11 protein-coding genes are annotated in these 12511 nt (G+C 42.6%); all 11 read left to right on the forward strand.

From position 1 onward, the window contains the following. Window positions 1-236 precede the first annotated feature (236 nt). The 11 genes from pnp to accD all read left to right on the forward strand — a co-directional run bounded on the left by pnp (window position 237) and on the right by accD (window position 12495). A complete protein-coding gene (gene pnp, locus LPA49_RS12750; protein ID WP_230236693.1) occupies window positions 237-2369 on the forward strand; it encodes a polyribonucleotide nucleotidyltransferase in 2133 nt (710 codons plus the stop codon). Between the two features lie 125 nt (window positions 2370-2494). After that, window positions 2495-3373: a lipoprotein NlpI gene (gene nlpI, locus LPA49_RS12755; RefSeq protein WP_036969883.1), complete on the forward strand. Its 879-nt coding sequence runs from the start codon at window positions 2495-2497 to the stop codon at window positions 3371-3373. 31 nt (window positions 3374-3404) lie between these two features. Next, a complete protein-coding gene (locus LPA49_RS12760) occupies window positions 3405-4559 on the forward strand; it encodes a hypothetical protein (protein ID WP_051501804.1) in 1155 nt (384 codons plus the stop codon). 212 nt (window positions 4560-4771) lie between these two features. Continuing rightward, window positions 4772-7564 (forward strand): monovalent cation/H+ antiporter subunit A, encoded by a 2793-nt coding sequence (locus tag LPA49_RS12765; RefSeq protein WP_036969881.1) that lies wholly within the window; start codon window positions 4772-4774, stop codon window positions 7562-7564. Continuing rightward, window positions 7564-7908, forward strand: coding sequence for a Na+/H+ antiporter subunit C (locus tag LPA49_RS12770; RefSeq protein ID WP_036969879.1), 345 nt, complete (start codon window positions 7564-7566; stop codon window positions 7906-7908). Before LPA49_RS12765 ends, LPA49_RS12770 begins: the two co-directional genes overlap by 1 nt. Beyond that, complete coding sequence (locus LPA49_RS12775) at window positions 7905-9422, forward strand: monovalent cation/H+ antiporter subunit D (protein ID WP_118844120.1); 1518 nt, start codon at window positions 7905-7907, stop codon at window positions 9420-9422. Before LPA49_RS12770 ends, LPA49_RS12775 begins: the two co-directional genes overlap by 4 nt. After that, window positions 9423-9959 (forward strand): Na+/H+ antiporter subunit E, encoded by a 537-nt coding sequence (locus LPA49_RS12780; RefSeq protein ID WP_036969871.1) that lies wholly within the window; start codon window positions 9423-9425, stop codon window positions 9957-9959. Further along, window positions 9953-10222, forward strand: coding sequence for a K+/H+ antiporter subunit F (locus LPA49_RS12785; protein ID WP_036969869.1), 270 nt, complete (start codon window positions 9953-9955; stop codon window positions 10220-10222). The genes LPA49_RS12780 and LPA49_RS12785 overlap by 7 nt, the downstream gene beginning before the upstream one ends. Before the next feature lie 8 nt (window positions 10223-10230). After that, a complete protein-coding gene (locus LPA49_RS12790) occupies window positions 10231-10563 on the forward strand; it encodes a Na+/H+ antiporter subunit G (RefSeq protein WP_036969868.1) in 333 nt (110 codons plus the stop codon). A 104-nt stretch (window positions 10564-10667) separates the two neighbouring features. Further along, the gene (gene truA, locus LPA49_RS12795) at window positions 10668-11462 is read left to right on the forward strand and encodes a tRNA pseudouridine(38-40) synthase TruA (protein WP_036969860.1); all 795 of its coding nucleotides are present in this window, start codon (window positions 10668-10670) and stop codon (window positions 11460-11462) included. 157 nt (window positions 11463-11619) lie between these two features. After that, entirely contained in the window at window positions 11620-12495 is an 876-nt protein-coding gene (accD, locus tag LPA49_RS12800; RefSeq protein ID WP_036969857.1) for an acetyl-CoA carboxylase, carboxyltransferase subunit beta, read from the forward strand. Window positions 12496-12511: the final 16 nt, after the last annotated feature.

Raw genomic sequence — 12511 nt, forward strand, 5'->3', positions numbered from 1 at the left:
GCTATATAGCCCCTTTTTTTGTGCGCGTATGAAAGGTATACTAGCGCACAACTTAGTAGCACAGGTTGCTAAGTGTTTGAAAAATCATCATTGCCAATTGTAGTACTTAATTGATTTTACTTAAGGTTAATTAAGTACTGTAATTGGTACTTTGATGGACTATTTTTACCAATTCAGAGATGCAGCCTACGGGCTAATTTTTCTGAGTTGCTTCTACATTTAAAGGACATTTTTAAGTGCAAGCAATTATTAAAGAATTTCAACTAGGTCAACACACTGTGACACTAGAAACAGGTGCTATCGCTCGTCAAGCTGACGGCGCTGTACTTGCAAGCATTGGCGACACTTCAGTACTTGTTACTGTTGTTGGTAAGCGTGATGCACAACCAGGTCAAGACTTTTTCCCACTAACAGTTAACTACCAAGAGCGTATGTACGCTGCGGGTCGTATCCCTGGTGGTTTCCTTAAGCGTGAAGGTCGTCCTAACGATGGCGAAACACTTATTGCACGTTTAATTGACCGTCCAATTCGTCCACTTTTCCCGAATGGCTTCGTAAATGAAGTACAAGTTATCGCGACAGTTGTTTCTGTAAACCCTGAAATCCAACCTGATATGGTTGCAATGATTGGTACATCAGCAGCGCTTGCAATTTCTGGTATTCCATTTAATGGTCCTATCGGTGCATCACGTGTTGGTTTCATCAACGGCGAATACGTTCTAAACCCAACGTTAAAAGAGCTTGAAGAAAGCCAACTTGATTTAGTGGTTGCGGGCACAGACAACGCGGTATTAATGGTTGAGTCTGAAGCGAACGTGCTATCTGAAGATGTTATGTTAGGCGCTGTTGTATATGGTCATGAGCAATCTCAGGCTATCATCAACGCAATCAATGAGTTCAAAGCAGAAGCGGGCAAGCCTACATGGGATTGGACTGCACCAGAAAAGAACGTTGCACTTGAAGAGAAAGTGACTGAACTTGCTGCTGATAAAGTGGGTGAAGCATACCGCATCACTGACAAAGTAGCGCGTAAAGAAGCGTTAGGCGCAGCTAAAGACGCTGTTATTGAAGCGCTTTCTGCTGAGCTTGCTGAAGACGAAACACTTGATACTCAAGAAGTAAGTAAAGTATTTGGTTCTTTAGAAAAGAAAATTGTTCGTGGCCGTATCACTGCCGGTGAAAAACGTATCGATGGTCGTGAACCAGATATGATCCGTGCACTAGACGTAATGACGGGTGTATTACCGCGTACTCACGGTTCTGCTATCTTCACACGTGGTGAAACACAAGCACTTGTTACTGCAACGCTTGGTACAGAACGTGATTCACAGTTAATTGATGATTTAACGGGCACGCACAAAAACCACTTCATGCTTAACTACAATTTCCCTCCGTTCTGCGTAGGTGAAACAGGTTTTGTTGGTTCACCTAAGCGTCGTGAAATCGGCCACGGTAACCTAGCTAAGCGTGGTATCCAAGCTGTAATGCCAACACTAACTGAGTTCCCTTACTCAATCCGTGTTGTATCTGAGATCACCGAGTCTAACGGTTCATCTTCAATGGCGTCTGTATGTGGTACTTCTCTTGCGTTAATGAACGCGGGTGTGCCTATTAAAGCCTCTGTTGCAGGTATTGCGATGGGTCTTGTTAAAGAAGAAGAAAACTTTGTTGTTCTTTCTGACATCTTAGGTGATGAAGATCACTTAGGTGACATGGACTTTAAAGTTGCGGGTACTTCAGACGGTATCACTGCACTTCAAATGGATATCAAAATCGAAGGTATCACACAAGAAATCATGCAAATCGCGCTTAAACAAGCAAAAGCTGCACGTTTACACATCTTAGGTGTAATGGACGAAGCGATTTCTGCTCCTTCTGAAGAGTTATCTCAGTTCGCTCCACGTATCTACACGATGCAAATTCCGGCGAAGAAAATTGCTGAAGTAATTGGTAAAGGTGGCGCAACGATTCGTCAACTTACTGAAGAAACAGGCACAACGATTGAAATCGAAGACGATGGTACAATCAAAATTGCAGCAACTGACGGCATTAGCGCAAATAATGCAATCAAGCGCATTGAGCAATTAACAGCAGAACTTGAAGTAGGCACAATCTACACAGGTAAAGTTGTTCGTATCGTTGATTTTGGTGCATTCGTTAATATCCTTCCGGGTAAAGATGGCCTAGTGCATATTTCTCAAATCAGCACTGAGCGCGTAAACAACGTTACTGATCACTTAAGCGAAGGCCAAGAAGTACAAGTAAAAGTACTTGAGGTTGACCGCCAAGGTCGCGTACGTTTAAGTATCAAAGAAGCGATGGCACCGGCTGCTGAAGAAACAGCAGAAGCGCCTAAAGACGCTGAATAAGGTTTGATTTTCCAGTAATTTACTGGATACAAGAAAAAGGGGCTGTTTAGCCCCTTTTTTTATGCTTTAATGAAACTCAATCGCTTCAACTTTGTCTACAGAGAATTCAGGTATTAAGGACTTTAATGATTTTTAAACACTTAGCATTGACAGCTGTGGCTATTTTTTCTTTAAGTGCATGTCAAACAACTTCTCAGCCTGAGTCAGTCCCTATTGTTAATGTGCCGTTCACCGCACCATTAGCGTCTGATTTTCGAAATGAAATTACCATAGCCCGTTATTCAGAGCTGCTTAATCGCACCGATTTAAGTGCAGAACAACAAGCAAAACTTTATTATGATCGCGGTGTGTTATTTGACAGTTTGGGCATGTCGACATTAGCGCGTATAGACTTTAATCGGGCCATTAAACTAAAGCCTGATTTAGCAGAAGTGTATAACTTTTTAGGTATTCATCACACGCTTATGCAACAGTATGAGCAGGCGTATGAGCTTTTTGACTCGGCGCTGGAACTCAATGAACAGCATGAATATGCTTACTTAAACCGCGGAATTGCGTTGTATTATGGAAATCGTCCATTATTAGCACAAGACGACTTACAGCAGTTTTTAGACCGCTCACCCAGTGACCCTTATCGTGTTTTATGGCTTTACCTAGCACAAGCAGACGCTGACAAGCAGCAAGCGCTGATTGATTTAAAAGCCAATTCACAAGGGGTTGACGAATCCCAATGGGGTTATCAATTACTTGCATTGTATTTAGGCGAAATCAGTGAGTTTGAATTCTTATCAGGTATTATTGAAGGGGTTACTTCTGAGCAAGAGTATGCGCATCGTTTATGCGAGGCGTATTTCTATTTAGCTAAATTACATCAAGCAGCAGGTAATGATTACATTGCGGCTGATTATTTTAGGCTTGCCCTTGCAACAAATGTGCATGAGTTTGTTGAATATAAATATGCGCGTCTAGAGCTTGAGTTAATGGCTGGTGAAGACGCGAGCTAATGTTTACCTGATAGGCGGGTTATTACTGAGCTTGAGCACTCTCTCAAGCTCAGTATCTGACTTCACGCCTTCGTATCTTTATTATTTTAATAAAAATCCAACACGTGCTGTGGCCATTTTCTATTTGGCTCCCACTGTTGTGAGTTCAAACCTTACCCTTGTTGATAATGTTCAATTACGGCAACTCGCTGAACTAGGTGAGTTAGATGCTCATTACCAACTCGCATTACGCTTTCTACAACAAGGTAACCCTGCGGCAGCTAAGCTGTGGTGGCAATCCGAGTTTGATAATTATGCTGTGGACCAGCAACAAGCCTTAGCAGACAACTTGATTGCTCAGCAGCAGTGGCAGTCAATTGAATGGTTGTGGCAAACGAATCGTTTGCCACAAGGCGATGCGAGGCAAGCTTGGTTGTTACGCCAGCGCTCGGATGCAGAGTATATAAAGGCCGATTTTGCAAAACGTCACAATTTTTCACTGTCATTACACACAGTGAGTGTCATGTCACAGTGTAAATTTAATGTGTTGATGTTGACTGATCATCATGCAGGAATTAATGCACTGAAATCATTTAAACGTTTTTACCAAGCTAAACCAGAGCCAGAGAAGAATAGTTTTTGCTTTAGCGAAATTGTCTACGTTGGCGATCAGTTTTCTTGCCGTAATCATGATATGGCAGTTCAGTGTAATTGGGAAAACGCTGTTGCATACAATTGGCCTGCAGGCTTTGACTTTATCGTAATGATGTCAGAGTCGGGCGCGGCAAATGTGGTTGGGGGGATTATGCATATTAATTCTCAACAGAGCTATCAAGTGTTTTTGCATGAGCTAATGCACTTTAATGGTTTTGAGGATGAATACCCACTTCCAGAGAAAAAACAGCAGTGGTTGTGTAAACAGCAGGGTAAAGTGGCGCCTAATTTATTCATTGCCAATGATGTATTGCCACCAAGTGGTTGGCAGAAGAGCCGCGCATGCAAGAATTCAATGGCGTATAAACCCAGTCCTAATTGGTCAATTATGCAATACCAAACAATGGCGTTATCACAGCAATACAGACAACTTTGGCAAAAACAAATTAACCAGCCCTTAACAAAGCCGATAAGGTTTCTTGATTACTTCACGTTTTTAGGTGTAAAGCCAACGATAACAACAACTTCAAGCTTGGATAAATTTTCTGACTAATCGTAGAATTATTGCTATTTTAACACACAAAGCGGTTAAAAAATGTGCAAATAGGCTGCTCTCCTATAGACAAAATAGCACCTGATCAGTATAACTATACGCACTGTAAGCTTTTTTTGAAGCCAACTTTTAACCATCCAAATGAACAGTACGCACCTAACTATAACTAGCAGCGGTATTGATATTCTTATGACACAAAAAGGCTCCTTATTATGACTTTGCTCTGGATACCCCTGTTATCCTTAATCGGCAGTGTTATTTCATCCTGCACTTCAAAACTAACGCGAAATCAAAGTACGGCTTTGACCATGTTAGCGCCTTTGATTGCCCTTGGAATTGTATTCTCGTTTACGCCTGCGGTTTTTTCTGGCGAAATAATCCGTTATAGCGCGGACTGGATCCCGCTACTCAACATGCAAGTTTCATTTAGGCTTGACGGCCTAACCTTGCTGTTTCTGTATATGATATTAGGCATTGGTGTCTTGGTCATATTCTATGCTCGCTATTACCTGAGCAAAGATGACTCTTTACCGAAGTTGTACTGCTATCTAATGCTATTCATGACAGCCATGGTTGGCATTGTCATGTCAAATAACGTGATTCAATTATGGCTATTTTGGGAGCTAACCAGCATTAGCTCGTTTTTACTAATTAGCTATTGGTGGGATAAGTCAGAAGCACGTAAAGGTGCGCGCATGGCATTGGCAATTACTGGTGCAGGTGGTTTAGCGTTATTAGCGGGTTTATTACTCATCGGCGATATTGTTGGTAGTTATAATTTAGATGTTATTTTAGCCAGTAAGACACTGATTCAATCGCATGATTTATATGAAGTGGCATTGGTACTTGTGCTGTTGGGGGCGTTTACTAAATCGGCGCAATTCCCATTCCATTTTTGGTTACCGCATGCCATGGCAGCGCCAACACCTGTGAGTGCGTATTTACACTCGGCAACCATGGTTAAAGCAGGGATCTTTTTACTCGCCCGTTTTTATCCTGCCTTATCAGGAACCGATACGTGGTTTATTTTGGTTGCTATGACAGGGTTATCAACGTTGCTTGTTGGTGCTTACGTTGCGCTCTTTAAGCATGATCTAAAAGGGCTGCTTGCCTACTCAACAATTAGTCATTTGGGCCTTATTACCTTATTGCTTGGTTTAGATACAGAGCTTGCGACTGTGGCCGCTATTTTTCATATTATTAACCATGCGACATTTAAAGCGTCTTTATTTATGGCCACCGGTATTATTGACCATGAAACGGGCACACGCGATATGCGTAAACTCAATGGTATGTGGCGTTTTATGCCATATACCGCCACATTAGCAATGGTCGCAGCAGCGGCAATGGCGGGTGTGCCACTACTGAACGGCTTTTTATCGAAAGAGATGTTTTTTGCAGAAACACTGCATCAACAAGTGCTTGGTTCAATGTCATGGTTAATCCCTGTTTTAGCGACCGTTGCAGGTGCGCTCTCAGTCGCTTATTCGGCGCGATTTATTCATGATGTCTTTTTTAATGGTGACCCAATTGATTTGCCAAAAACGCCTCATGAACCGCCGCGCTATATGCGAGTACCAATCGAAATATTAGTCGTAGTGTGCATATTAGTCGGTATGTTCCCGCATTTTGCGGTCAGCGATATTTTGGCTTCAGCGTCATTTGCCGTTTTAGGTGATGCGGCGCCAGCCTATAAGTTGTCTGTTTGGCATGGTTTAAACCTTCCGCTGTTAATGAGCTTTATTGCGACCTGTTGCGGTATCATCATTTATGTGCAGCGCAAACACCTGTTCCATTTCCAAGCATCGCTCCCCACGCTGAATGCTAAAAAAGGATTCGACCTTGGCTTGTACAGTGTTATTAAGTGGTCGCAACAGAAAGTTAATCGTATCGAAAATGGCTCGCTGCAACGCTATGCTTTTGTGATGATTGCGGTGGTTCTTTTATGTGCAGGTTGGCCACTGTTTGAAATGCGCCAACTAGCAGGGGCAAGTGAACTAACGCCGATTGATTTTCATAATGCGATAGGGGCTGGCTTATTAATTATTGGTGCGCTGGCAACTGTTATTTGGCATCGCTCTCGTATGATTTCACTGATCATGATTTCAATCGTGGGCTTAATGGTATCGGTCGCATTTACTCGATTCTCGGCACCTGACTTAGCATTAACTCAATTAACGGTTGAAGTAGTGACTGTTATTCTACTGATGCTTGCGCTGTTTTTCTTACCACAGCGCACACCAAAAGAATCAAGCTCATTACGCATGTTACGTGACCTAGGTATATCCTCTGCATTTGGTGTTGTTATAGCAAGTATCTGTTATGCACTCCTAACTAGACCGCTTGAGTCTATTTCAGACTTTTTTGTGGCAAATGCAAAAACAGGCGGTGGGGGAACCAACGTTGTAAATGTGATCCTTGTTGATTTTAGGGGATTCGATACATTAGGTGAAATCACCGTGTTAGGTATCGCTGCACTGGGTATTTATAAACTATTAATTAACTTGCCATTATTTATGCCAGCAAGTGACAGTGAAGGGCGACCTTGGGCACGTGAACGATACCCCATTTTACTTGCCAGTATTTCACAAAGCTTATTACCGCTTGCGTTATTGGTGTCTGCGTACATTTTCTTGCGTGGTCATAACTTACCAGGAGGCGGTTTTATAGCGGGGTTAGTGACTGCGATTGCCTTTATTTTGCAATATATGGCTAACGGTTCTAACTGGATTGCGGCACGTTTTGATGTGAATTACCGTAAGATTATCGCTTCCGGTATTGCCATAGCCTTATTCACGGGGTTAGGAAGTTGGGTGTTTGGGCGTCCATTCTTAACAACATGGTTTGATTATTTTGATATACCGCTAGTCGGCAAGACAGAACTTGCCAGTGCTATCATGTTTGATTTAGGTGTGTATTTAACTGTTGTAGGTGCAACGCTGATGATTTTAGCAAGTTTAGGAAAACTCACTGCTGATACACCCAAGCAAGAGGTAAATATTTAATGGAAGTATTGTACGCATCATGCGTGGGCGTGCTTGTCGCGTGTGGAATTTACTTAATTTTAAGAGCACGAACCTTTCCGGTGGTGCTTGGTTTAACCATGTTATCGTACGCGGTAAACCTATTTTTATTCTCATCAGGCCGTTTAACAATCAATAAAGCGGCTGTGCTTGGCAGTGGCAGTGAATATGCCGATCCGTTACCGCAAGCGTTAGTATTAACGGCCATTGTTATTGGCTTTGCAATGACGGCATTTGTGGTGATTTTATCTATTCGTGGTCGCGCAGATTTAGGTAACGACCATGTAGACGGACACCTGGTTAAATCGTCGAAGGAGCAAAAATGATCCAGCATTTAGCTTCATTGCCTATTTTAATCCCTATGCTAACAGGCGTTATACTTTTAATGCCGCCCTGTGGGAAAAACCTCTATATTCGCCGTGTTATGTCGGTGATTATGGCTGTGATCACCGTGCTCATTAGCGCTGGTTTATTAGTGTATGTGAATGATACTACGCCACTTGTGTATGCTATTGGCGATTGGTCAGCACCGTTTGGCATTGTATTAGTGGCCGACAGATTAGCGACATTGTTAGTGCTTTTAACCAGTTTACTGGGGGCTGTTGTTGTACTTTATAGCTGTGCCGGAGATGACAAAAAAGGCAGTTTTTTCCACCCATTAGTGCACTTTTTGATCTTAGGTGTGAATGGCGCGTTCTTAACGGGAGATGTCTTTAACCTGTTCGTCTTTTTTGAAGTATTGCTCATCGCTTCATACTCATTATTAATGCATGCTGGCGACAAACACAACACCCGAGCTGCGTTGCAATATGTGATTTTAAATTTAATTGGTTCAAGCGTGTTCCTGATAGCATTAGGCGTGCTCTACGGTGTACTAGGCACATTGAATATTGCTGATTTAGCCCAAAAAGTGCCTTTGCTTACAGGGGATGATGTTTATTTAGCAAAAGTAGGTGGTTTGTTGCTTATTGTCGTGTTTGCGTTAAAAGGTGCGTTATTACCGCTGCACCTATGGCTGCCGAACACCTACGCAAGCGCATTACCGGTTGTGGCTGCACTCTTTGCTATTATGACTAAAGTGGGTGTATACGCCATGCTGCGTGTATACACCGTTATTTTTGGTGATAATGCAGGCGAGCTTGCGCACATGGCTCAACCGTGGTTATGGGGTTTAGCACTTGCTACCATTGTAATGGGGGCCATTGGTGTCCTTGCCAGCCAAGACTTTAGAAAACTGGTGGCCAACTTAGTCATCGTATCAGTCGGTACGTTAGTGGCACTTGTTGCGCTTCAAAATGTAGCGGCAACTGCGGCATTACTCTATTACTTAGTGCATTCGACTATCGTGTGCGCCGTATTGTTTTTACTTGCTGACTTGGTCGCGCTTCAGCGTGGTAAAGTTGCAGACCGTTTAGTTGCAGGACGCGCTGTCGCTCAGCCGTTTTTGTTGGGGATTAGTTTTGTGATAGCCGCACTTACAGTTGTGGGTATGCCACCGCTGTCGGGCTTTGTGGGTAAAATTTGGATTTTAAAGAGTACCCTAGATAGCGAAAAAGCCATGTTATTTTGGCCTATTTACCTTTTAGCGAGTTTGGCTGTTTTGGTGGCTATTTCTCGTGCAGGTACAAGCTTGTTTTGGGATCATAAACACAAAGACAGCGATGCAATAAAAGGCGTCAATGCACACCCACTGAAAGTAATTGCATTAATGACGCTATTAATTTGCTCGCCGTTGATGGTTATTTTTGCTGGGCCAGTGTCTGAATTTATGTTGGCGACCTCAGAGCAACTGTTCGACATAAACAGTGGTATCAATGATGTTTTACATGGAGGCCAGTAAATGCGGTTAGAAGCTCGTTTTCGTTGGCTACCTACGCCATTTCGCAGCGTATTATTATTTATTGTGTGGCTGCTATTAAATAATAGCGTGTCACCTGGGCACCTATTGTTGGCTGCTTTCTTTGCTATCACGATCCCGTGGATTACTTTTCCATTTCGTGACCCGCAACCGTTAATTGTAAGACCGGGGCTGGCATTTAGACATTTATTGTTAGTTTTATACGATATTGTCACAGCCAATTTGCAAGTTGCACTTTTAATTTTGGGACCAACTAAAAAGTTGCGTCCGGGGTTTGTTAAAGTGCCTCTCGATTTAAGTCATGAAATGCCAATCACAATTTTGGCAAGCACCGTGTCGCTAACCCCAGGTACGGTAAGTGCTGAGGTGTATCCTATTCCTGAATCACTTGCGGAAGGGGAAGAAGTACAGCAACGCTATTTGTTAATTCATGTCTTGGACTTAGCAGATGAACAGGTGTTAATTAATACGATTAAGCAGCGCTACGAAGCACCGCTTAAGGAGATTTTTCGATGCTAGACACGGTTTTTTTAATTGTTTACGCCATGATCGCAATATCGTTATTGCTTAACTTGTGGCGTTTGATTGCAGGGCCATCAGTGCCTGATCGCATTTTGGCTCTTGATACTATGTTTATCAACACCATCGCATTGATTATTCTGTATGGGATGAGCATGGATACAGGGCTTTATTTTGAAGCGGCTTTACTTATCGCCATGTTGGGCTTTGTGAGCACCGTCGCTGTATGTAAGTACCTGCTACGCGGCGATATTATTGAATAAGGTAACAGATGATGAGTGAGTGGATTGTATCAATCTTATTATTAATTGGTGGTTGCTTTATTTTAATAGGCTCAATAGGGTTAGTTAAAATGCCTGATTTCTTCATGCGTTTACATGGGCCAACGAAAGCAACAACATTAGGTATGGCATCGTTACTCATTGCTGCCATGGTTTATTTTACTTACACCCACGATGGCGTGAGCGTAAAAGAAATTTTAATTTCTATCTTTTTATTAATTACCGCACCTATCAGTGGCTACATGCTCATTAAGTCGGCAATACATCATAAGCTACGGGCTAAAGAAGGCACGAAGGGCTTAGATAATATTGAAGACGATTAATATCTGAGCACACAGCATTGTGTGATCTGCGATGGTGGCTTTTATTGCGCTCGTAGATCGCATAAAATGCCCCGTCATTAAGCACACTAGGTAAATATGTCATTATGCGAGTAGCACTTGGAGTAGAGTACAACGGCGCACGTTATAGTGGTTGGCAGCGCCAGTCACATGTTAATAGCGTACAACAAGAAGTAGAAACTGCGTTGTCGCGCATTTGTAATCACCCCGTTGAAATAGTCTGTGCTGGCCGAACTGATGCTGGAGTGCATGGCACTGGGCAAGTCGTGCACTTTGATACACACGCAGAACGTGAAATGGTCGCGTTTACGATGGGCATGAATACCTTACTGCCTAAAGATATTTCGATACGTTTTGCAAAGCCTGTTGATGAAGATTTTCATGCTCGCTTTAGTGCGACGGCGCGTCGATATCGTTACGTGATTTACAATTACACTTATCGTGGCGCAATTATGAGCGAAGGGGTGACGCACTTTCATCACCCACTAGATGAAACTAAAATGCAAGCAGCCTGTCAGTATTTAATAGGTGAGCATGACTTTACTTCGTTTCGCGCACTGCATTGCCAAGCGAATACGGCAAATAGAACGATTCATCACTTGTCTGTAAAACGTCAGGGTGACTATGTCGTTATTGACATTAAAGCCAATGCATTTTTGCACCATATGGTGAGAAATATCACGGGCTGTTTAATGGATATTGGCTTACATAAGCATGAGCCAGTGTGGTTAAAAGAATTACTTGATTTAAAAGAGCGTGCAAAGGCAAGTGCCACTGCAAAAGCGGCGGGACTGTATTTAGTGGACGTGGATTACCCTGAGCATTTTGGTATTCCTAAAACCCCATTAGGACCTTTGTTCTTACCTGATTCAGATAGTTAACTGCGAATGGCTCACTACTAAGACCAGTTTTTTATATCGTCTGCGGGTAATTCATGTTTTAATTGAAAAAATCTGTCTGCTTATTTCTTGTGTAAATTACTAAGTGGTATTTCACTTTAGCAGACTGCGACACAGAACAGTATTAAGAGAGTTGCAAATGAGTTGGTTAGAAAAAATCTTACCTAAAACGACTAAATCGTCAGGTCGAAAAGAAATCCCTGAAGGGGTTTGGGCTAAGTGTACAGACTGTGATTCAATTTTATATAAAGCAGAATTAGAAAAAGCACTCAATGTATGCCCTAAATGCGATCACCACATGCGTTTAAGTGGTCGTAAGCGTCTTGAAAACTTTTTAGATGACGCTGACCGCCAAGAAATTGGTGCACAGCATGAGCCAAAGGACGTTTTAAAGTTTAAAGACTCTAAAAAGTATTCAGATCGTATCACGCAGGCGCAAAAAGTAAGCGGTGAAAAAGACGCACTTGTTGCAATGAAAGGCCGTTTAAAAGGTATTCCAGTCGCTGCTGTTGCATTTGAGTTCTCATTTATGGGTGGTTCAATGGCGTCGGTTGTAGGTGCACGCTTTGTTGATGCTGTTGACCAATGTTTAGAGCACAACATGCCGCTTATCTGTTTCTCTGCATCGGGCGGTGCGCGTATGCAAGAAGCATTAATGTCATTAATGCAAATGGCTAAAACAAGTGCAGCTTTAGCTAAAATGAGCGAAAAAGGCTTGCCATTTATTTCAGTATTAACAGACCCAACGATGGGCGGTGTATCTGCATCACTTGCCATGTTAGGTGACGTTAATGTCGCTGAGCCAAAAGCATTAATTGGTTTTGCAGGCCCACGCGTTATTGAGCAAACAGTACGTGAAACGCTTCCTGAAGGTTTCCAACGCAGTGAATTCTTGTTAGAGCACGGTGCAATTGACATGATCGTTGACCGCCGTGAAATGCGTGACACCCTTGCTCGCATCCTCGCAAAATTTATGAACTTGCCTTCTACCGAACAAGAGCATAGAGTAGCGTAAATTTCAGCTTAACTGA

This window comes from Pseudoalteromonas sp. MB41 (assembly GCF_020966275.1).
Classification (GTDB): Bacteria; Pseudomonadota; Gammaproteobacteria; order Enterobacterales; family Alteromonadaceae; genus Pseudoalteromonas; species Pseudoalteromonas lipolytica.